Origin of the sequence: Synechococcus sp. ATX 2A4 (genome assembly GCF_024346375.1) — a bacterium.
Taxonomy (GTDB): Bacteria; Cyanobacteriota; Cyanobacteriia; order PCC-6307; family Cyanobiaceae; genus MW101C3.
The window spans coordinates 120,150-139,564 of record NZ_JAGQCV010000003.1 but is presented as its reverse complement, the minus strand read 5'-3'; the positions used below and the strand labels follow the sequence as shown (position 1 = coordinate 139,564).

The window sequence follows — 19,415 nt, the reverse complement described above, 5'->3', positions numbered from 1 at the left end:
GGGCTGGGGGCTCAGGCGGCAGCCAGATTGGCAGCCACGAACTCCCAGTTCACCAGCTTGTCGAGGAAGGTGGAGATGTAATCGGGGCGGCGATTCTGGTAATCCAGGTAGTAAGCGTGCTCCCACACATCCATGGTGAGCAGGGCCTTCTGGCCGTGGGCCAGCGGCAGATCGGCATTGCCGGTCTTGGTGATCTTGAGGATGCCGCCATCGAGCACCAGCCAGGCCCAGCCGCTGCCGAACTGGGTGGCACCGGCAGCTTTGAACTGCTCGGTGAACACATCGAAGCCACCGAAATCGGCGGTGATCTTGTCGGCCAGGGTGCCGGTGGGGGCTCCGCCACCGCCGGGCTTGAGGCCCTGCCAGTAGAAGGTGTGGTTCCACACCTGGGCGGCGTTGTTGAAGATGCCCGCCTTGCCGGCATCACCGGCCACCGCCAGGATCACATCCTCAAGGGATTTGCCTTCCAGATCGGTGCCTTCCACCATTTTGTTGAGGTTGGCCACGTAGCCCGCGTGATGCTTGCCGTGGTGGAACTCCAGGGTCTGGCGCGAGATGTGCGGCTCGAGCGCGTCGAGGTCGTAGGGAAGCGCAGGCAGCTGATGAGCCATTGGTGGGTTCGAGAGAAAAGGGAAGCGGAGACGGGCTGACGCGTGGAGCGATCCGCGGAGCGAACCCTTCCGCCGGTGTGAACCCACCCGCTGGTGTGATCATTTTAACAATCGCACCCATCACAATGCCGCCGGTGCGGGGGCGGATCAGCCGCCGACGCGCAGCAGCTCCACCTCAAAGGTGAGGGTGGCGTTGGGGGGGATGACGCCGCCGGCACCGCGCTCGCCGTAGGCCAGATCAGGAGGGATCACCAGCTTGCGCTTGCCGCCCACCTTCATGCCGGCCACCCCTTCATCCCAGCCCCTGATCACCCGGCCGGCGCCGAGCGGGAAGCTGAAGGGCTGGTTGCGGGAATAGCTGCTGTCGAATTCCTGGCCGTTCTCAAGGGTGCCGCGATAGTTCACCAGCACGTTCTGGCCGCTGATTGCCTCGGCGCCCTCTCCGATGGAGACATCAACGATGCGCAGCCCGCTGGGGGTGATCCGTTCCTTCGCCGCCACCATCTCGCCGCCGAGAGCGCCGGCGCCGCCTCCCTGGGCCACGGAGGAATCGGTGCTGGAGTCAGGAGCCATGGCGAAGAGGGTGGGGTTGGGGTCGTCGGGGTCGAGTTCGAAGCGGTTCACGGCCGTGGCCGCGGCAGGCAGGGCGCTGCCGGCCGCCGGGGCCACGGCGTTGGCGGTGGTGGCCGGATTCGCGAGCGCGGCGCTGGTGCCTGCCGCCTCCACCGTGCTGGGGGCCACCAGCTGGCTGACAAGAGCCACCAGCAGGAAAGCGACGCAGAGGGTCGAGCTGATCAGGATGTCGCGCATGGCGGACGGGCGGGTCAAGGCACGAACGGTGGCAGACCCGATTCTGCCAGCGGGCATAGCGGTCTCCACCGGAGGTCGCATTCAGTCGTTGCTGTCCTCCGCCTCCCGGCGGGCGCGCAGGGCCTGCTCCAGCCGGTCGATACGACCGCGCAGCTCGTCGACCTCCTTCTGCCGCGCCAGGCCGACGTCCTGCAGAAATGACTCCACGTTGCGTTCCACCGTGCGGCCGGCCTGTTTTTCCAGCTCGGGGTTGTCTCCCCGCAGCGCACGCATCACGTCGTCCACCAGCGCAGTGGCCTGGTTGGGATCAAGGCGGCCGCTGGTCACCCACGACTGGGTGACGTGGCGCAACCGCTCGGCCACCATCGAACTGGTGCCGAGGCCACGCAGCAGCAGCTGTTGCAGCAGATTGTCCCGTTCCATGGCGACAGATTTCGGTGCCCCATCCTGGTCTCCCGCACTGGAGCCAAGCCATGGGCAATGACCGGCCCCTGCCCTGGGACTCGCGCCCGCTCACGGCCCCTGTCACGGCCCTGCTGGCGGGGGCCCTGGCGGGACTGACGTTCGCCCCCTGGGGCTTCCCGCCCCTGCTGTGGCTGGCCTTGGTGCCGCTGTGGGGGCAGACCACGCCGGCCGGGGCGGCCCTGTGGGGGGGGGCGGCGGTGTTGGTGAGCCACCGCTGGCTGCTCTGGCTCCATCCGCTCGATTGGGTGGGGGTGCCACTGCCGCTGAGCCTGCCGCTCTGCGTGGCGCTATGGGGTGCGTTGGCGCTGCTTGGAGCCGCCTTGGTGGCGCTGTGGAGCCTGCTGGTGCGTCGCCTCGACCCGCGCTGCTGGAGCACCGCCTTGCTGGCGGCCGCGCTGTGGGGCCTGGCGGAAGTGGCGCTGGCCACCGGGCCGCTGTTCTGGATCGGGCTGGGGGCCTCGGCCCTGCCCGGTGACCGGCCATTGGCCGGGCTGGCGGCGCTGGGCGGCAGTGGCCTGGTGGCGGCGGTCCAGCTGCTGATTGGCTGGGGCCTGTGGCGGGTGCTGACGGGCGGACCGCTGCTGCGGCGGCGCGGCGCCGCGCTCCTGGCCAGCTCGATCCTGCTGCTGCACCTGATCGGCTGGAGCCAGCTGAGGGCTTTCCGTGGCCAGGCCCGGAGCCAGGCGCGGAGCCAGAGTCAGGGCCAAAGCCAGAGCACGGTCCAGAGCCAGGGCACGGGCCAAGGGCTGAGCCAGGGCTCGGCCAATCACGCTGCGATCAAGCATGCCGTAGCCCAAGAGAATCAGGAGCAGGTGCTGGTGCTGCAGCCGGCGATTCCCACGCGCCGCAAGTTTGATGCCGATCAGCAACTCTTGCTGCGCCGGCGTCTGGGGGCCGCCCAGGCGGAGGCGGTGCAGCGGCAGGTGGATCTGCTGGTGCTGCCGGAAGGGGCCCTGGCGCTGGGGCAGGACCTGCCAGGAATGGCGCCCGTGGAGGTGCTCAGCGGTGGCTTCCGCCAGGTGGGAGAAGAGCTGCGCAGCAGTGTGCTGCGCTTTTCGCCGGGGTCCCTCCAGCCCAGCTCTGCCCTCGACAAGCACCGGCTGGTGCCGCTGGGTGAGTGGGTGCCGTTGGCGCGCTGGTGGCGCTGGGCCGGCTTGTCGGCGGTGGGCGGGGTGCAGCCCGGGGCGCCCTCGCGCCTGTTGCAGCGGCCGGGAGGTGCGCTCGGCGTGGCCATCTGTTACGAGCTCTCCGATGGCCGGGCCTTGGCGGCGGCCAGCCGCGCCGGAGCCGGCTGGCTGCTGGCCACGGCCAACCTCGATCCCTATCCCCTGCTGCTGCAGCACCAGTTCGCCGCACTCAGCCAGTTGCGCGCGATCGAAACGGGCCGCTGGCTGGCCAGTGCCGCCAACACCGGTCCGAGCCTGGTGGTGGACAGCAGCGGGGTGATCCGCCAGCGGCTTCCCGCCGGGTACGCCGCCACGGGCCTGTTTGCGTTGGAGCGCCGCACGCACTGGACCCCCTACGTGCGCTGGGGCGAGCTGCCCCTGTTGCTGCTGGCCTTGGTGGGCGGCGTTTACCGGGCCGCAGCGATGCAGCGGGCGACAGCCATAAAAAAAGCCCCGCACAGAGCGGGGCTTGAAGGTTGATTGGGTTGATTCAGGTGATCAGGAAACGACCAAGGGCCGGTTCAGCGAATCAGTAAAGGCTGCGGCCGCCACCACCACCGCCGTAGCCGCCGCCGCCGCCACCACCGCCGCCGTAGCCACCGCCACCGCCGTAGCCGCCACCACCGCCGCCGCCACGGTTGCCGCCACCACCGCCACCGCCGCCACGCGGTTCAGCTTTGTTGACGCGGATCATGCGATTCATCCATTCGACGTTCTGGAGATCGTCGATGGCTTTCTGTTCTTCTGCATCATTGGCCAGTTCGACAAAAGCGAACCCGCGCTTCCGGCCGGTTTCCCGATCGAGAGGCAGGCTGCACTGGCGAACTTCCCCGTACTGACTGAAGAGGTCACGGAGATCCTCCTGTTCGGCATCGAACGAGAGGTTGCCTACGTAGATTGTCATTGAGCTGAGAAAAAACTTGAACGGATCCGTCGACGTCTTGAACAGACTTTTGGACTGGCCAGGGATCTAGGAATCAACCAAATCGTACAGGAGCTCGCCCCGTACGTCCGTCCAGCCTCCCCGTCGCGGCCGGGTGACGATGCCCCCATTGCCAGCCCTCCCCCCATGCCATTCCGCGAGCAGCTTCTCGACGCCCTTGAGCGGCCCGGATGCCTTTCCGACGACTCCCTGCTGACCCTGATCAAGGGTCTGGAGCAGGAGGCGCCCGCCGATCTCGGCCGCCAGCTGGAGCAGCTGACGGGGGTGTGGGAACTGCGCTGGAGCAGCAGCAAACTGCCCTATCTCAAGGTGGCCGCCTGGCTTGAGAACCTGCAGGTGCTGGTGCCGCAGCGCGCCCAGGCGATGAACCTGCTGCGCCTGGCGGGGCCCCTGGGGCCGCTGGCGGCCATCGGCGTGCAGGCCCGCATCGCCGTCACCGGTGGGCAGCGGGTGAGCGTCACTTTCGAGCGCGGTGGCTGGCGCGGGCCCGAGCTGGCGGGCCGGCGGCTGGAGCTGTTCCGCGCCGTTCAACAGGGTTTCCCCGCCTGGCTGGATGTCACGTTTCTTGATGATCGGCTGCGCATCAGCCGCGGCAACGCCGGCACTGTTTTTGCCCTGGTGCGCCGGCCCGACCTTGACCCAGACATGTTCCTGGGCGCCCCGGCCACCGAGGCGGAAGCAACCAGCGGCCCCAGCCAATGACATCCGGCACCCGGCGAGGCCAGGGGCCTGCGTGCTGGCACCGGCCGCCGGCCCATGGCAGCTTGTGGCCATGAACCGGTTCCCCGACCTGCCTCCCGAGGTGCTGCTGATGGAGCCCCGGCATTTCGAGGAGTCGCTCGATGCCGTTCAGGCGGTGCGGGAACGCAAGACGGTGGTGCTCAACCTCACCTCAATGGCGCCCGAGGAGGCGCAGCGGTCGGCGGATTTCGTGGCCGGTGGCGTGTTCGCCCTCGATGGCCACCAGGAGAGGCTTGGCGAGATGGTGTTCCTGTTCGCCCCGAAAGGGGTGGGGGTGACCCGTGATGGGGGCGGTGGCGGCTGATCGGCTTCAGCCCTCCAGCACCCGTTCGCCCAAGGTGAGCTCCACCGCCAGGCCGCGCGCCTCCGCATGGGGCGCCACCAGTACCCGGTGGCAGCCCGCCTCCAGCACGAAGGCATCGCGGGCTTCATCGAAATAGGCCAGACGCCGCAGGGGGATCAGCAGGGTGATCGGCAGCGCCTGCCCCGCGTCAAGGCTCAGCCGCTGGAAGCCCACCAATTGCCGCGCCGCCCTTGGCAGCCGCAGGCCCGGTGGCTCCACGTACACCTGCAGCACCTCGTCGCCGGGCACCGCTGCGGCGTTGCGCACCACCACCGACACCGCGAGCGCCGGCTCCTCCGGCCGTGCCTGCTGCCGGCCAGCAGGCACCAGCTGGGCCACCAGCCCTTCGTGGGCAAAGGCCGCATAGGAGAGACCCCAGCCGAAGGGGAAGGCGGCGGCGAGTCCCTGGTGGCGCAGGCGGCGGTAGCCGTGCCAGAGGTCGTAGGTGAGGCGCCGGGCCCGGGGATTGAAGGGCGGCAGGTGGGCTTCACTGCTGGGCAGCGCGAACGGCAGCCGGCCCGAGGGGGACACCCGCCCGAAGATCACATCGGCCAGGGCGGCGCCCCCCTGCTCGCCGGGATACCAGAGCAGCAGGATCGCCGGCACCTGCTGCCGCCACTGCTCACAGACGATGGCGCCGCCGCCCATCAGCACCACCACGGTGCGCGGATTGGCCGCGGCCACCGCCCGGATCAGGCGCAGTTGCCCTGCAGGCAGGCCCAGGCAGGTGCGGTCGCCGGCGGCGAAGTGACTGCCGGGCCGGGCTGAGCCCAACCGCGCCAAGGCTGCGATCAGCCGCGTCAGCTGGCGCCAGAGCGGCCTGAGCCGCCGCCAGCCCAGCCAGCGCACCAGCGCGGCGGGGGGCGGCACCTGCTCGAGCACCGGGGCGATGTCGCCCGGGTGGATGTGCTCGCCTTCGTGGCGCCAATCCAGACCCACCACCACCACGGCGGCCTCGCTCGCGGCGGCCAGGGCGGCGGCAGCAGCCAGGTTCCGCCCCTCCTCGTGACGGATCGCCATGGCGGGAGCCGCCGCCCGCAGGCCCGCCAGCGGTGTCACGACGCTGCCGGCTGCGGGCCGGGTGTCGGAGGAGCCCCGGTCGCCCAGGTTGGGCAGCGCCGCCAGCCGGCCGATCACCGCCAGCGAGCCAGTGGCGGGCAGCGGCAGCAGCGGCCCTTCGTTGCGCAGCAGCACGATCGCCTTGGTGGCCGCCTCCTGCGCCAGCGCCAGGTGATCCGCGTGGCGGCGCAGCGTGACCGGTTAGCGGCCGGCGGGCACGGCGAGCTGAACGCGCAGCTGGCGCAGCACCGCATCGTCGATGCGCGCAAGCTGGGCGGCGCTGAGGGGGTGGCCCGCTGCCGGCCCCAGGCTGCCGGCCAGGATCATCGGGAAGGGCATCTCCAGGTCGAGGCCCGCCTGCAGGGCGCGCGGCCCATCGCGCAGGCCGAAGATGAAATCGGTGACCACGAAGCCGCGGAAGCCCCAGCGGTCTTTAAGGAGGCCCTGCAGCAGTTGCGGGTGCTGGCCGCACCATTCGCCGTTCACGCGGTTGTAGGCGCTCATCACCGAGCCGGCGCCGGCGTCGACGCAATCGCGGAAGTGGGGCAGGTAGAGCTCCTGCAGCACCCGCGGGCTGGCCTGCACGTCCACCAGGAAGCGGCAGCCGTCGATGGAGTTGAGCGCGAAATGCTTGACGCAGGCGATGGTGTGGCGCTGCAGGCCGCGGGTGAGGGCGGCGCCCATGGCTCCCACGTGCACGGGATCCTCGCCATAGGTTTCCTGGGCGCGGCCCCAGCCGGGATGGCGCAACAGGTTCACGCACACAGCTCCCACCCAGTTGGCGCCGAAGGAGCGGGCCTCCAGACCGATCGCCACGCCGATCCGTTCCTCCAGCTCCGGATCCCAGCTGGCGCCCCGGGCGATCGGCACCGGGAAGGTGGTGGCGCCGCCTTCAAGCACCACCCCGCGCGGTCCATCAACAAAGTGCAGCCCGCCGATCCCCAGCCGCGGCACCACGCCGGCCGGCCAGGGGTGGCGGTGGGAGGCGTCCTGGGTGGCGATCTCCGCCATCCCCGACCAGAACGGCGTGTCGCCATCAAGGCAGCCGAGCTTCTCGGCCAGGGTCATGCGGGCGAGCAGGGCGCGGGCTGTGCGCTCGATGTCGGCGGCGGGTCCGGCGCGGCCTTCGAACGGCTGGGGGCGAGGCGGCGCCATGGCAGGGGGGTGGACTCACTGTTCATGGTGCAGCCATTCGGAGGGTCAGGCCGCGGACGCCGCCGCCGCCATGCAGCGCCGGCCTGCCAGGCTGCGCAGATGCCGTTGTCCTGCTGGGCGTTGCCGCTGCCGCTCGCCCCGATCACCTCCGTTCTGCTCACCGCCGGCCTGCTGTTGCCGCAGGACGCCGGCGCGCAGAGCGGCCCTGCGCCTGGCCGGGTGAGCAGCGCGCAGGCCGAGCTGCCCGCCACCGTGCTGTCGATCGGCGACGGGGACTCCATCGCCGTGCTTCAGGGAGGGCAACGGCTCAGGATTCGGCTGGCCTGCATCGATGCCCCTGAAACCGCCCAGACACCCCATGGGAAGGAGTCGCGCGCTGAACTGCGCCGCCGGCTGCGGGTGGGAGCGGCGGTGACGCTGCGGGTGCAGACGGTGGACCGCTTCGGCCGCACCGTGGCGGAGGTGATCGCCGGCACCAACATCGGGCTGGCGATGGTGGAGAGCGGCCACGCCTTCGTGTTTCGCCGGTATCTGAAACAGTGCGACGCCAACGCCTACCTGGCGGCGGAGCAGCGCGCCATGCGGCGCCGCGCCGGCATCTGGCAGGTACCTGGGGGCATCACCCGCCCGTGGGACTTTCGCCGCCAAAAGCGCAGCGGCGTGACCTCCCCCTCAGGGGGGCTCCTGGTGGATCGCCAGCACCTGCCGCGCCCGCTCCACCAGTTCCTGGCGCAGCGCCTGAGGGCTTTCGATGCGGATGCCGACGCCGAAACCGAACAGCCAGTTGCGCAGGTCCACGTCCTGCCGCAGGGTCCAGACGGGTAGGTCCAGCTCCACCGGGTAGGGGTGGCTGTCGCTGGCGTCGTTGGGGGGCAGCACGTGCGGCGCCTTCGGGTGGTGCCACCACTGGTCGCCGCTGAGGGGCCGGGAGAAGCGGCTGTGCTCGATCGGGTAGCGCTGCAGCCCCTCGCGGATGAAGGCGAAGCACCAGGGCTGGCAGCTGAAGCGCAACGTCTGCAGCTGGCGGCGCCGGATGGCTGCACTGTCGCTGCAGAGTTCCTTCTGGGCGGTCACATCCTCGCCGAAGTAGATGCCACCGCAGGCGCGCAGCAGGCGCTGCAGCCGCTCAAGGCCACGGGCGTGCACGTCCTCGCTGCGGCGGTTGCGGCTTTCGCTGTGGCGCAGGGCGAGGCGATCGAGCCGCTCGGAGCGGATCAGGCCCTCCGGCCGGCCGATCGCGTCGCATTCGTAGACCAGATACCAGCCGATGTTGTGAAAGAGCAGCTGCAGCGGCCACACCCGCAGCTCCCCGTCCAGGCTGTCGGGGAAACGGGAGGCGTGGCGGTAGCGCTCCAGCACCAGCCGCCGCCGCTCCACGATCGCCGTTTCCAGCTGCTCCGCCTGCTGCCGGTTGGCCAGCGCATCGGGCCGCACCAGCTCGGCACTGATGATCGAGCGGTTGGCGAAGGCCCGCACCGGTGGCTGCCGCTCCACCGCCACGCCCCCCCAGCGCAACCGTTCCTCCAGCTCACGGAGCAGGTCCTGGGCGGTGGGGTCTTCCAGCCGCTCCACCGCATCGCGCACCACCGCATGGATCTCGCGCAGGCGCGGGGCCGAGAGCAGGGCGGTGCCGAGCGCGTAGCCGTGCCGCACGTTGGCGTTGCGGCTGCGGAAGCCGTAGGGGGTGAGCAGTTTCTCGAGGTCTTTGCGCAGCGTGGCGCTCTCGCCCGGCAGGTACGCGCCGGGGATCTCCTGCTGCTGCTGGATCAGGTGGGCGGCGAGCGGCGTGCCGCTCTGGTGATCGAACGGCACCTGCAGCAGATGGCGCAGCAGGGTGAGCGTGCGGGTGAACACCGGCCGCTCCCCCAGCGGCGGCACGCCGCCCCCGGCGCTGCCGTTGCCGGGGGGCGGCCCTGCGGGGGGCTCCACCGGCGCGCTGGAGGTGGTGGTCTGGCAGAAGCCCTGCTGTTGCAGCCACTGCAGATCGGTCCGCAACGCCCGGGCATCGCCGAAGCAGCGGCCATGCAGGCGGCTGAGCAAGGCGGCGGCGCGATCGGCCAGATCCCCCTGCGGCAGCGGCGAGGCGATCGCCTCCAGGGCGGCGCGGCTGGCGGGATCGGCGCTCGACAGATCGGGGTACTGGCTCAGCAGCCGGATCAGGTACAGCAGCCGCTCCAGATCCAGCAGCCGGCTATAGCCATGCAGCTCCACGCCCGCTTCGCGGTTGCTGGCGGCGCGGATGCGGGTGTCGAGGCGGGAGAGCTCGCCTGCGATCACAGCGGCGTTGAGGCCGTCGTGGTGGGTGGGCACCACCGCCACCACCGCGGCGAACCCCTCGGCGCGGCATGGCCCGAAGTGGGGATCGGCCAGGGCGGCGGCCATCTCACGGATCACCGGCTCGGGCACCAGGCGGCTGCGCCGCTGGTTCCACGCGAGGCAGGTGGCCAGCGGGGTGTAAAGCCACCACCCGATCCATTCCACCGGCGCCGGCAGCGCCAGCGCCTGGGTGAGCTCCAGGCGCCAGGGGCGGCGGGCATGGGTGGCATCCACGATCACCGGGCTTCCCGCCGCCACCGCCTGCTGGAGGCGCCGGTGCAGCTCTGCCTCGATCTCCAGCCACGGCCCCTGCACGGCTGCATCACCGAACAGCTCGGCGCGGATCCGGTCGGTGGAGAGCAGCACCGGTGGCGTCCCACCGCTGGCTTGCAGCAACGGCAGCAGGATCCCGGCCAGGGTGGTTTTACCGCTGGCCGGCGGGCCGATCAACAGGTGGCAGCGCAGGGGAGCGGCGGGCATCGGGGCTGGCGTCAGGGGGCAACGGCGTTCAGGGCTGGGCCCAGTGTGTTGAACGGAGGCCGGCGCTGGCGTTCAGCGGGAGCTGCCAGCAGCCTTCCAGGTGGCGGCGCTGCTCCGCCAGCGGCCACACCGTGCGCAGGTCGTCGGCCTGCGGGCGCCAGCTCAAGGCAACGATCAGGGCGATCAGGCCGGCGGCGACCAGCGGCTGGCTGCCGGCCAGGGCGACCCAGCCGGCGACGGCGATCCAGGACAACGGCGAGGCGGGCATGGCTGATGGGAAGCGCTCAGGACCATCAGCGTGGGTGGGTTTGCCTGCGCCAGGCGGGCGCTTGCTGCGAATGACCAGCGGAGGGGGGTGGGGCGCGTGGGTAGCGCGGCTCCAGCGAAAGCGAAATGCTCAAGATGGACCCACTGATTCTCAGCGGAGTTCAGGATTTGCATGGAACAATGACAGCCTCTCGACGGATCGTTGAGGCTTCATGCCACCCTCAACAGCAGATCTGACTGCCGGTTGGTTCGGTGGGTCGTTGGGTGGGTGGCTTGCAGTGCGGTGGCTTTGGGATTAGCGGGGGGATTGGCTTGCTGAAGGCTGCGGTGAGCGGTGGGCTTGGCGCTCAAACCCAGCCAACCGCCGGATCGAGAGTTGGCGGTTGATGGCAGGAGCGGTCCATCCTCAGCTGCCGTTGTTGTGAGCACCAACTTCGTTCATCTGCAGATCTACGACCCCCAGCTGGTGCGGCTGGGGGCTTTGGCGGAGCGCTATTTCCCCGATGGTCCGAACACGGCACTGATCAAATTGCGCCAGCTGGGCGAACGGCTTGCGCACCAACTAGCCTCCCGTTTCGGCATGTTCACGTCGCTGGAAGAAAGCCAGCTGGCGCTGGTGCGGCGGCTGCAGAGCGATGGCCTGATCGATGGCGAGGTGGCTGGCCTGTTTCACCACCTGCGCAAGCGCGGCAACAACGCCACCCACGCCCTTGACGGTGACCATGCCACCGCCCTCGGTGCCCTCAAGGTGGCCTGGCAGCTGGGGGTGTGGTTTCACCGCACGGTCACGGATCCGGGATTCCGCAGCGGGCCGTTCCGCCCACCGCAGGCACCACCGGATGAATCCGAGGCGCTGCGGGCAGAGCTGGCCCGCCTGCAGGACGAGCTTGTGGCGTTCCAGAGCCAGGAGGGCGCCCTTGCCGCCCAGCTCGATGCCGCCGAAGCCCAGCTGCTGCAGGCCACGCAGAACCAGCAGGAATGGGAGCGGCTGGCCGAGGAAGCCGAAGCCGACAAGGCGGCGCTGGCCGCCCAGCTGCGGGCGCTGCAGACGCGTGCGGCCCAGCAGCCGGCGGCGGAAAGAGCCCAGCTGCGGCAGGCGGCACGCACCGCCGCCGGGGCGATCGAACTGGATGAAGCAGCCACCCGCCAGCTGATCGATGCGCAGCTGCGCCGTTGCGGCTGGGAGGCCGACAGCCAGACCCTTCGCTACAGCCAGGGCACACGCCCCCAGAAGAACCGCAACCTCGCTATCGCCGAGTGGCCCACCCGCAGCGGCCCGGCCGACTACCTGCTGTTCGCGGGGCTCACCCCCCTGGCGGCGGTGGAGGCCAAGCGGGTCCATAAGGATGTGGCGGGTGTGCTGCCCCAGGCCCAGCGCTACTGCCGCGACTTCCAGCCCAGCGCCGAAACGGAGCTCAGCAACGAGGGCTGGGGCCCACAAGGGGGGGTTCGCCTGCCGTTTGCGTTCTCCAGCAACGGCCGGCCGTTCCTGCGGCAGTTGCTCACCCGCAGCGGCATCTGGTTCCGGGATCTGCGCCGCGCAAACAATCTCGCCCTTCCCCTCGATGGCTGGTATTCACCGGAAGGGCTCAAGGAGCTGGCGCGCCAGGACGTGGACCGCGCCCATGGGCAACTGCGGCGCGAAGCCTTCAGCTACGGCTTCCCGCTGCGCCCCTACCAGCGCCGGGCCATCGAGGCCACCGAAGCGGCCATTGGCGCCGGCCAGCGGGAGATCCTCTTGGCGATGGCCACGGGCACCGGCAAGACCAAAACCTGCGAGGCCCTGATCTACCGCCTGCTCAAGACGGGCCGCTTCCGGCGGGTGCTGTTCCTGGTGGATCGCTCCGAACTCGGCACCCAGGCCGCCGATGCCTTCAAGGAAACCCGGATGGAGAGCCTGCAGAGCTTCGCCGACATCTACGGGATCAAGGAGCTCGACGAGAGCGAAACGGACAGCGACACCCGCGTGCACATCGCCACCGTGCAGGCGATGGTGCAGCGCCTGCTGCTGGGCAGCAGGGAGGACAGGCCCACGGTGGACACCTACGACCTGATCGTGGTGGACGAATGCCACCGGGGTTATCTGCTCGACCGGGAGCTGAGTGAACGGGAGCTGCGCTTCCGCGATTTCAACGACTACGTGTCGAAGTATCGGCGGGTGATCGAGATGTTTGATGCGGTGAAGATTGGCCTGACGGCCACCCCGGCCCTGCATACGGTGGAGATCTTCGGCAAGCCGCTGTTCGTGTACAGCTATCGCGAGGCGGTGGTGGATGGCTTCCTGGTGGACCACGAGCCGCCGATCTTGATCCACACCGATCTCTCCGCCGACGGCATCTGCTGGGCGGCCGGAGCGGAGGTGAAAACCTACGACCCGCGCACCGCTCAGATCGATCTGTTCACCACCCCTGATCAGCTGCGCTTCGAAGTGGAGGCGTTCAACCGCCAGGTGATCACCGAATCCTTCAACCGGGTGGTGTGTGACGTGTTGGCGAATGAGCTGGATCCACTCTCGCCACAGAAGACATTGATCTTCTGTGCCACTGATGCCCACGCCGATCTGGTGGTGCAGCTGCTGAAGGAAGCCTTTCGGGAGCGCTACGGCAGTGTGGCCGATGACGCGGTGGCCAAGATCACCGGCGCCAGTGACAAACCCAAGGACCTGATTCGCCGCTACAAGAACGAAGCGTTTCCCAATGTGGCCGTGACGGTGGATCTGCTCAGCACTGGGGTGGATGTGCCGGCGATCTGCAACATCGTGTTCCTGCGGCGCATGAACAGCCGCATCCTCTACGACCAGATGATCGGCCGCGCCACGCGGTTGTGTGAGGCGATCGGCAAGGACAGCTTCCGCATCTTCGATGCGGTGGGCATCTACGACGCTCTGCAGAACTTCACGGAGATGAAGCCGGTGGTGGTGAATCCCAAGGTGAGCTTCAGCCAGCTGATCAGCGAACTGGATGCCACCGAGGGCGAAGACAGTGAACTGGTGCGGCAGCAGTTGATCGCCAAGCTGCGCCGCAGGCAACGGCACCTCAGCGAAGGCGTCGAGGCGGAGTTCCGGCGGCTCACCGGCGAGGAACCTGCCGCGTTCATCAGCCGGCTGCAGCAGCTGCCGCTGGCGGAGGCCCGCCGCTGGCTGGGCTCGACCTCCGGTCTGGGGGAACTGCTGGATCGGACGTGGGAAGGCCCGGCCCAGCCCCTGTTCATCTCCGATGACGACGACAGCCTGCGTTCGATCCAGCGGGGCTACGGCGACGCCAGTCGCCCGGAGGACTACCTCGATGGCTTCACCGCTTTTGTGCGCGATCCGGGCAACGGCCTGCCGGCGCTCACCACCGTGCTGCAACGCCCCTGGGAACTCAGCCGCAAGGATCTGCGGGAGCTGAGGTTGGCGCTGGATCAGCGGGGCTACAACGAAGCCACCCTGGCCACCGCCTGGCGCGAAACCACCAACCAGGACATGGCCGCTTCGATCATGGGCTACATCCGCCAGGCGGCCCTGGGCGATCCGCTGGTGCCCTATGAGCTGCGGGTGGAGAATGCACTGCAGCGGATCCTGGCCTCCCGAGCCTGGACCACGCCCCAACGGCAATAGCTGCAACGGATCGCCAACCAGACCAAGGCGATCACGATCGTTGATCGTGAGGCACTCGACGACGACGCCCTGCTGTTCCGGCGCGAGGGGGGCGGCTGGCCACGGCTGAACAAGCTGTTCGGCGGCGAGTTGGATGGGGTGCTCGTTCAGTTCCAGCGGGAGGTGTGGGCTGCGTGATGCCGCCGGCTGCCTCAACGATCTGCGCCGTGGCTGCACGCCTGATCTAGTCATGGTATCGACCGTCCCGGAAGGCGAGAGCGATGCGCGCCAAGCTGTTCCGCAACGGGCGCAGCCAGGCCGTGCGCCTACCGGCTGAGTTCCGCTTCGAGGGAACGGAGGTGGAGGTGCATCGTGATCCCGAGAGCGGCGCCGTGGTGCTCACACCCGTGCGGCCATCGGCGAGCGCCTTGCTGGAGCAAAGGGATGCGCTGCTGCAGGAGCCTGGCTTCCGGGCCGAACTGGATGCCTTCTTGGAGGGGTTGCACGACACCCGTCCTGCCGAACCGGTGGAGTTCCCCTGATGGTTGCGGCGAAGGCAAGGCTGATGCTCGACACCAACGCCGTGAGCGCCTTTCTGAAAGGACTCTCGCCACAACTGGATGCCTGGGTGCGTGAGCAACGCTGTTGCCTGTCGTCGATCGTGGTGGCAGAGATCCGCTACGGCCTGGAGAAGCTGCCGCCAACGTCGCGGTTGCAGGCGCTGGCGGAGGCCACCATCAAGACCCTGGAGATCCTGCCCTGGTCGGAAGCGTGCGCCACTGTGTATGGCCGGCTGCGCGCCGACCTCGAACGCAACGGCAAGCCGTTGGCGGCCATGGATCTGCTGATCGCCAGCCACGCCCTGAGCGAAGGCTGCGTGCTGGTGACGGCGGATCAGGCCTTCTGGCCAAAGCCTTCCGCGGTGAGCTGGTGCCCCAGGACCCCAACGACGAACCCGCGAGCGTGCTGCTGGAGCGGATCCGGGCGGCCCGTCAGGCGGAGGCCGATGCGGGCAAACCCTCGCGGCGCGGGCGGCGCAAGGCTGCAGCCCACCCGGAACAGGCCCCTCGCCCTGTCGCCCCCGCTCCACCCGATCTCCTTGCCCAGCTGCTGCAGGAATGCGGTGCGCTCAGTGAGCGGGCGCTGCTGGCGGCGTCCGAGCTGGATCCCGCTGGCTTTCGGGCCCAGCTGGCGTTGGAGCAGGGCATGGGGGTGATCCGGGAAACGGCGCAGGCTGGGCAGGTGCTGCTGGAGGCGGCACCTGCGTCGATGGCCACTACGGTTCAGTAAGTTCACCGATGCTTTGGCTTTTTCCCCGGCCTACGGTGGTGAGCAAACTCGGAGCATCTGGCCTTCACCGTGAAGCGTCATCGGCTGGTTCTTGAGGGGGGCGATGCCGGCGCGCTTCGCATCAGCGACGACCAGCTCGCTGAGCTCCTGGCGGCTCTCAAGGAGGGAGCGCGCCTCGCGCTGCGCTTTCAGGCGGAGGGCATCAGCAATCAACCAGGCCCCAGACCCCGCTGGCTGGAGGCTTGCACGAGACACGTGATCACAAGCTTGAGTGCCGGCTCTGCGGTGCTGGAGCTTGAGGCACCCACCCTGGAGCAGGCCGCGCCGGACACCTTCCCGATGGGCGGCCAGATCAGCCTGCTGGAGCAGGAGGAGCCCCCCGTTCCACCAGGCAGCACAGCCCTGGAGCTGTTTGCGGCCGTGCTCCGGCAGATTCAGCAGGGGGATGGCTCCACCCTCAAGGCTGATCGGGGTTTGCTGGAGGGTTGCCTTCGCTTTGCCCGCGTGCCCGTTGGATCCTTCAGCGGCATCAGCCTCGGGCCCATCGACGGCGAGGGCCCGCCCGTGACCCTCAAGGCCTCCGACATTCCCCTCATTGAGGCCTTAGTGGAGCAGATACCCTTTCCCCAGGCCATCCGCTTCACCGCCAAGCTCGACACCATCTCCTCCACCAAGCCGTCGGTCACCCTGCTCAGTGATGACGGCGAGAAGATCCTGGCCCGGCTTCCCGGCAGCGTCTCCACCGAGGAATTGCGAACCCTGTTTGATCAACGCGTGATGGTGGCCGGCATCGGCCACTACCGCCCTTCGGGACGTGTGCAACAGATTGCCATCAGTCAGATCCACCTGGCTGCGGCAGAAGACGAGCTGTTCAGCGAAACCCCAAGGGCCTGGGGTTCGACACCTCTATTTGCGCCGGCCATTCAGGAGCCTGGATCCGGCGTCGCGTCCTTCTTCGGCACCTGGCCGGGGGAAGAGTCTGACGAAGACCTCACGGCTGCCCTCTCCGCCATTCGATGACGGCGGCAGCAAGTGCCGGCAGGCCCTACCTGCTCGACACCAGCGTGATTCTCCATCTCGTGCGGGGGAAGGAACTCGGAAATCACATTCGTGACACCTATGACTTGCTCCACTGTCAGCCACGGCCTTTGGTCTGTGTGGTGAGCCTGGCTGAGATGCGGGTGCTGGCTGAAACCAATGGCTGGGGAGAGCCCAGGCGCAATGCTCTGGACGCAGCCTTCCACTCGCTCACGATTGTGAACATCAACCATCCCAGAGTGATCGATGCCTATGTGAAACTTGATCTTCATGCCCGGGCTCATCCACAGGGGGCTCGCAGGATGGGGAAAAACGACCTATGGATTGCCGCCACTGCTGTTGCTGCTGATGCCTTCCTGCTCACGACGGACAAGGACTTTGACCATCTGATCCCGTCCCATGTTCAAGGGCAGGTGATTCCTACTCCATGAAGACGGGATCAGTCGCCCTTCAGGCTCTGCACCATCCCACAACGACGCCGGCGGCGCTGGTGAGCGGAACCGCACCAGCCCTTGGGCTCCTCCATCCCTTGCATTGCTCCTCCCACTACCCCACTGGCACTCCGCTCACGCCTGCCTCAAGCCCGCTTCGTGCCCTCCCACGCTTCGGCGGGGTTCAAGGCGGGAGGTGCGGCCGCTGACGCACCGGCGGGTTCGCTGGCTGCCTGAGAAGACAACAGCGCGCTCGATACAAGGGCACCCAGAAAAATAGCCTCTCTCGAAGATTCGTCGTACACCTGGCCTTGGCGAGACAATGAGTCTCATTGACTGAGTACCGCTGGAATCCGAATTTATCGAGGTGCCCACAAAGGCGATCAGCGGCTCACGCCGCAGCTTTGACAAGCCCATGAGCTTGTGCTGGCGGCAGAGGGCCTGCAACTCTTCTTTGCTGAGCCTTTCCCACCCCTGACGTAGACGTTGCGCAGATCCGCAAAGTGGATCAGCTTTAGCACCAGCTAGACCGCTTCGGTGGATCCAATTCTGGATTGGTCTCAGCGACTCTGCTCGCATATCCCAGGGACAACACATATGGAATAGGCCCCGCCAGCTCAAACAATCACCCGCCCATACAGTTAGGGCAAGGGTAATCTTCGGCTCAGTTGATCGTGCTCTCGACGGGAAGCTTGCTGCCCTTGATGCGCTTCCTCAGCTTGCGGCTAAACCCGAAGGCGGCACCAACACCGAGGAGCGGCAGGGGGCCGGGAACATGGGTTGCAGTTGCAACTACATTGTCAAAGTACTGAACCGGAAAGAGCTCAGCAATATCAGGATCTACTGTAAAAGGTCGTGTTGACTGGATTCTGATTTCATGGGTTCCTGCTTCAACTCCTGCCAGAAAACCACTCAACGACCCCCTAACAGGCGTGTTGGCTGAAACAAGTGCAGTATCAAAAGAATCCAGGACAGTGCCGTTGAAAATCAAGGAAAATAGGCCGCCCGAGCTATTTCCCTCACTGGATAGAGAAGCAAAGTCATAAGTGAAGGAGTAATCTCCTTCTGGTCCGGTAAATGTCTGGGACAGGCCTCCACCGCTTTGTAGGCCAGGGCTGAAAACTTCTTGGCCTACCTGTAGCCTTGCTGCAGGGCTTGCGCCTAGGCCCGTCACATCAAAGCTGGTGACTGCAGGCATTCCGATCACGCCATTGGCTGTTGTATAGGGTGTCCAGCCAGTTAGGCCCAAGCTGAAGTCTCCGTTGATCAGCAACGCATGGGCGCTAGATGCATACACAAAAGTAACGCCAAGGCCAACGGTTGCGACCGAAAGCATTGAAAAGACTTTCATCGGCCTTTCTGAATACAGCACGTTCTTAGCAGGGTCTCATGCTTTCTTCAGTAGCATGGGGCACCAACCTGGCGCTCCCTCCACGGCAACGCCGTAGCCGCAGGGTTTTCGCAGGGTTCTCACAGGCCTCTCGAAGGCCTCTCGAAGGTTTGTGCGCTGCCACTCTTAAGGTCAGGTTGGAAGATCTGGGCCTGTTGCGTTCGTTTTCCCGGCCATGGGTGTTGGACGAAAATCCCCAATCGAAATCCCTGCTCCGTACGGTCAGGTACCGGCTTGACCGCCGAAACCGGCCTGCTGAGGGCCCTCCCAGGCTTCGGCGATGCGCTGCGGTGAAACGGCCAGATGCTCAAGCAGCAGCAACAGCAGCCGTTCGCTGCGGGAGGCGTCGGTGGGGTTCAAGGCGGGGTGTGCGGCTGGCGCTGGGCCGGTGGGTTCGGTGGCTGCCTGAGAAGGAAAGAGCGCGCTCTCCACAAAAACAATCAGTGGCCCACGCCGTAATTTTGACCAGCCCTTGAGCTTGTGCTGGCGGCAGAGGGCCTGCAGCTCTTCTTTGCTGAGCGCCTCCAGGTTCACGGCTGCTGGAGGCAGCAGCTCGCGGCTTTCCTCCAGCAGCTGGTGTTCGCGCAACGCCAGGCGTTCGTGCTGCCGGCCCAGATGCTCATCGAGGCCGCGCATGTGGCTGCCGAGCAGTGAGCCGAGCGCCTGAAGGTCGGAGGCAAGGCCATCGCTGATCGGCGTGCTCGAACGCCTTGAATCAGCGTTGATCGTCATGGTTGTTCTCTGGTTCGTCTTCGAAGAAATCGACAGCATCAGCCCGCTCCAGCAGGTTTTCCACGGCGCGCTTGAGATCCTGCATCGATTGCTCGGTGGGCACGCCGACATGGCGATCCTGCTGATCCACCGCTTCTTTCACATCGGCCAGATTGGCGAGCGCCTGCTCGATCTGCTGCACCTGAAGCAGGCGGTTCTTGAAGCGCGGCATCAATTCGGCCAGTTGGCTGGCTTCCTGCTCCGCGCGGTCGCGATAGGCCAGCAACTCCAGCCGCTCCTGCTCCACCGCCGCCAGCTCCTGCTGCAGTGCCTCGATCTTCTTGCGGGCCTTGGTGACCAGCCCCTGCTGAGCGCCGGCGCGGCGGTTGGCGGATTTGAGCGCCTCCCGCATGTCTTTGTAGAAGTTACGCAGATCCGCAAAGTGGATCAACTTGTGCACCAGCGGGAAACGTGAAGCGGCGGTCCTGCTGATGTCGGCGGGCTGAGCAATGGCTGCTGCGTTGCGGCTTCGGCCTGCCGTGGCCATGGGTGGCGGGTTCAAAACGCGAGATTAGGGCGGGATGTTGGTTGGTGGACTGCGCCTGCGTGGCTTTGCAGCCTT

At 67.5% G+C, this 19,415-nt stretch carries 18 protein-coding genes and 3 pseudogenes; 10 read left to right on the top strand and 11 right to left on the bottom strand.

The features are described from left to right. Positions 1-11: 11 nt before the first annotated feature. From KBY97_RS03965 to KBY97_RS03955, 3 genes are all read right to left on the bottom strand, one after another. On the bottom strand, positions 12-611 hold the full coding sequence (locus KBY97_RS03965; RefSeq protein ID WP_255145395.1) for a superoxide dismutase: 600 nt from the start codon (positions 609-611) through the stop codon (positions 12-14). A gap of 147 nt (positions 612-758) precedes the next feature. Beyond that, positions 759-1,421: an FKBP-type peptidyl-prolyl cis-trans isomerase gene (locus KBY97_RS03960; protein ID WP_255145490.1), complete on the bottom strand. Its 663-nt coding sequence runs from the start codon at positions 1,419-1,421 to the stop codon at positions 759-761. An 81-nt stretch (positions 1,422-1,502) separates the two neighbouring features. Beyond that, a complete protein-coding gene (locus tag KBY97_RS03955; protein WP_255145394.1) occupies positions 1,503-1,844 on the bottom strand; it encodes a phasin family protein in 342 nt (113 codons plus the stop codon). Positions 1,845-1,894: 50 nt separating this feature from the next. Here KBY97_RS03955 and KBY97_RS03950 point away from each other — a divergent pair, with 50 nt between their 5' ends. Then, positions 1,895-3,532, top strand: a complete 1,638-nt coding sequence (locus KBY97_RS03950) for an apolipoprotein N-acyltransferase (RefSeq protein WP_255145393.1) — start codon at positions 1,895-1,897, stop codon at positions 3,530-3,532. Positions 3,533-3,581: 49 nt separating this feature from the next. On the opposite strand, the gene KBY97_RS03945 is transcribed toward KBY97_RS03950, so the two are convergent. Then, on the bottom strand, positions 3,582-3,956 hold the full coding sequence (locus KBY97_RS03945) for an RNA-binding protein (RefSeq protein WP_255145392.1): 375 nt from the start codon (positions 3,954-3,956) through the stop codon (positions 3,582-3,584). A 165-nt stretch (positions 3,957-4,121) separates the two neighbouring features. On the opposite strand from KBY97_RS03945, the gene KBY97_RS03940 reads away from it, so the two are divergent. Beyond that, positions 4,122-4,697 (top strand): PAP/fibrillin family protein, encoded by a 576-nt coding sequence (locus KBY97_RS03940; protein ID WP_255145391.1) that lies wholly within the window; start codon positions 4,122-4,124, stop codon positions 4,695-4,697. 97 nt (positions 4,698-4,794) lie between these two features. Next, positions 4,795-5,016, top strand: a pseudogene (locus KBY97_RS03935) (cell division protein SepF); the annotation flags it as partial. 30 nt (positions 5,017-5,046) lie between these two features. On the opposite strand, the gene KBY97_RS03930 reads toward KBY97_RS03935, so the two are convergent. Both KBY97_RS03930 and KBY97_RS03925 read right to left on the bottom strand, forming a co-directional pair. Continuing rightward, positions 5,047-6,273 carry a glycoside hydrolase family 3 C-terminal domain-containing protein gene (locus KBY97_RS03930; protein WP_255145390.1) on the bottom strand — a complete coding sequence of 409 codons (1,227 nt, stop codon included), beginning with the start codon at positions 6,271-6,273 and terminating at the stop codon, positions 5,047-5,049. Positions 6,274-6,339: 66 nt separating this feature from the next. Further along, positions 6,340-7,293 (bottom strand): glycoside hydrolase family 3 protein, encoded by a 954-nt coding sequence (locus KBY97_RS03925; protein ID WP_255145389.1) that lies wholly within the window; start codon positions 7,291-7,293, stop codon positions 6,340-6,342. Between the two features lie 99 nt (positions 7,294-7,392). On the opposite strand from KBY97_RS03925, the gene KBY97_RS03920 reads away from it, so the two are divergent. Further along, complete coding sequence (locus KBY97_RS03920) at positions 7,393-8,118, top strand: thermonuclease family protein (protein WP_255145388.1); 726 nt, start codon at positions 7,393-7,395, stop codon at positions 8,116-8,118. Positions 8,119-9,669: 1,551 nt separating this feature from the next. Here the strand turns inward: KBY97_RS03920 and KBY97_RS14805 are convergent. Further along, positions 9,670-10,089: pseudogene (locus KBY97_RS14805) on the bottom strand (AAA family ATPase); the annotation flags it as partial. 28 nt (positions 10,090-10,117) lie between these two features. Continuing rightward, on the bottom strand, positions 10,118-10,357 hold the full coding sequence (locus KBY97_RS03910) for a hypothetical protein (protein ID WP_255145387.1): 240 nt from the start codon (positions 10,355-10,357) through the stop codon (positions 10,118-10,120). Positions 10,358-10,777: 420 nt separating this feature from the next. On the opposite strand from KBY97_RS03910, the gene hsdR reads away from it, so the two are divergent. The 6 genes and pseudogenes from hsdR (at position 10,778) to KBY97_RS03880 (ending at position 16,692) form a co-directional block, all read left to right on the top strand. Next, on the top strand, positions 10,778-13,954 hold the full coding sequence (gene hsdR, locus KBY97_RS03905) for a type I restriction-modification system endonuclease (protein WP_255145386.1): 3,177 nt from the start codon (positions 10,778-10,780) through the stop codon (positions 13,952-13,954). 260 nt (positions 13,955-14,214) lie between these two features. Further along, entirely contained in the window at positions 14,215-14,475 is a 261-nt protein-coding gene (locus tag KBY97_RS03900; protein WP_255145385.1) for an antitoxin, read from the top strand. After that, positions 14,475-14,825, top strand: a pseudogene (locus KBY97_RS14720) (type II toxin-antitoxin system VapC family toxin); the annotation flags it as partial. The gene KBY97_RS03900 and the pseudogene KBY97_RS14720, both read left to right, overlap by 1 nt. A gap of 38 nt (positions 14,826-14,863) precedes the next feature. After that, entirely contained in the window at positions 14,864-15,223 is a 360-nt protein-coding gene (locus KBY97_RS14715; protein ID WP_255145507.1) for a hypothetical protein, read from the top strand. Positions 15,224-15,292: 69 nt separating this feature from the next. Beyond that, complete coding sequence (locus KBY97_RS03885; protein WP_255145384.1) at positions 15,293-16,243, top strand: hypothetical protein; 951 nt, start codon at positions 15,293-15,295, stop codon at positions 16,241-16,243. Next, positions 16,240-16,692 (top strand): PIN domain-containing protein, encoded by a 453-nt coding sequence (locus KBY97_RS03880; protein ID WP_255145383.1) that lies wholly within the window; start codon positions 16,240-16,242, stop codon positions 16,690-16,692. The genes KBY97_RS03885 and KBY97_RS03880 overlap by 4 nt, the downstream gene beginning before the upstream one ends. Before the next feature lie 664 nt (positions 16,693-17,356). Here the strand turns inward: KBY97_RS03880 and KBY97_RS03875 are convergent. From KBY97_RS03875 to KBY97_RS03865, 3 genes are all read right to left on the bottom strand, one after another. After that, positions 17,357-18,043 carry a hypothetical protein gene (locus tag KBY97_RS03875; protein WP_255145382.1) on the bottom strand — a complete coding sequence of 229 codons (687 nt, stop codon included), beginning with the start codon at positions 18,041-18,043 and terminating at the stop codon, positions 17,357-17,359. A gap of 261 nt (positions 18,044-18,304) precedes the next feature. Further along, a complete protein-coding gene (locus KBY97_RS03870; protein WP_255145381.1) occupies positions 18,305-18,814 on the bottom strand; it encodes a hypothetical protein in 510 nt (169 codons plus the stop codon). Then, on the bottom strand, positions 18,798-19,340 hold the full coding sequence (locus KBY97_RS03865; protein ID WP_255145380.1) for a hypothetical protein: 543 nt from the start codon (positions 19,338-19,340) through the stop codon (positions 18,798-18,800). The genes KBY97_RS03870 and KBY97_RS03865 overlap by 17 nt, the downstream gene beginning before the upstream one ends. Positions 19,341-19,415: the final 75 nt, after the last annotated feature.